The organism is Methylobacterium goesingense, assembly GCF_022179225.1.
GTDB classification, from domain to species: Bacteria; Pseudomonadota; Alphaproteobacteria; order Rhizobiales; family Beijerinckiaceae; genus Methylobacterium; species Methylobacterium goesingense.
The window spans coordinates 1-1,367 of the sequence record NZ_BPQL01000206.1; the positions used below are offsets into that span (position 1 = coordinate 1).

The 1,367-nt window shown below is 74.5% G+C and carries 1 protein-coding gene; it reads left to right on the forward strand.

Annotated elements, in window-relative coordinates:
- Positions 1–1,367, forward strand: a 1,367-nt coding sequence (gene glmU, locus MFF30_RS24745; protein WP_238282872.1) for a bifunctional UDP-N-acetylglucosamine diphosphorylase/glucosamine-1-phosphate N-acetyltransferase GlmU, incomplete at both ends; no start/stop codon positions are given.

Consider the following 1,367-nt stretch of genomic DNA (forward strand, 5'->3'; position numbering starts at 1 on the left):
GCGCAGCCTCACCGCCATCGTGCTCGCCGCCGGCAAGGGCACCCGGATGCGCTCGGACCTGCCGAAGGTGCTGCACCGGGTGGCCGGCCGGACCATGCTCGGGCACGTGCTCGCCGCGGCGCAGGGCGCCGGGGCCGGGCGCATCGCCGTGGTGGTGGAGCCGGGCCAGGAGGCGGTCGCCCGCGAGATCGCCGCCCTGGCGCCCGGCGCCGCGATCTATCCCCAGGCCGAACGCCTCGGCACCGCGCACGCGGTGCTGGCCGCCCGGCCCGCCCTGGAGGCGACGGGATCGGACGCGGTGAGCGACGACGTGGTGATCGCCTTCGGCGACACGCCGCTGATCACCGCCGCGACCCTGACACGCCTGCGCGCGCCGCTCAGCCAGGGCGCGGCCGTGGCGGTGCTCGCCTTTCGGACACCGAACCCCACCGGCTACGGCCGGGTGCTGACGGACGGGGACCGCGCGCTGGCGATCCGAGAAGAGAAGGACGCGAGCGCCGAGGAGCGCGCCGTCACCCTGTGCAATGCCGGGCTGATGGCCCTGTCGGGCACCCATGCGCTCGCCCTCCTCACCCGCATCGGCAACGCCAACGCGGCGGGCGAGTACTACCTGCCCGACGCCGTCGGCCTCGCGGTGGCGGACGGCCTCGCGGTCGCCGTGGTGCCGGTGGCGGAGGCCGAGGCGCAAGGGGTCAACGACCGGGTCCAGCTCTCGGTGGCCGAGGCCGAGATCCAGGTGCGCCTGCGCCGGGCGGCGCAGGTGGCGGGGGCGACCCTGATCGCGCCGGAAACGGTTTTCTTCCATGTCGACACGGTGTTGGGACGCGACGTTCTGGTGGAACCTCATGTGGTGTTCGGTCCCGGCGTCAGCGTCGGCGACGGGTGCGTGGTGCACAGCTTCTCCCATCTGGAGGGCGCCACCCTGGCGGCCGGGGTCCAGATCGGCCCCTATGCCCGCCTGCGCCCCGGCGCGGTGCTGGAGACGGGGGCACGCATCGGCAACTTCGTCGAGGTCAAGAACGCCCGCATGGGCGCCGGCGCCAAGGCCAACCACCTCACCTACGTGGGCGATGCCGAGGTGGGGGCGGGCGCCAATCTCGGGGCCGGCACCATCACCTGCAACTACGACGGGGTGAACAAGCACCGCACCACGATCGGGGCGGGCGCCTTCATCGGCTCGAACACCGCGCTCGTCGCCCCCGTCAACGTCGGGGCGGGCGCCATCGTGGGCGCCGGCTCGGTGATCGCGGCCGATGTTCCGGAGGACGCGCTCGCGGTCTCGCGGGCACGCCAGCGCATCGTGCCCGGCTGGGCGCCGGACAAGCGGGCGGCACTCCAGGCCGAGAAGGCCGCCCGCTTGTCCGGCG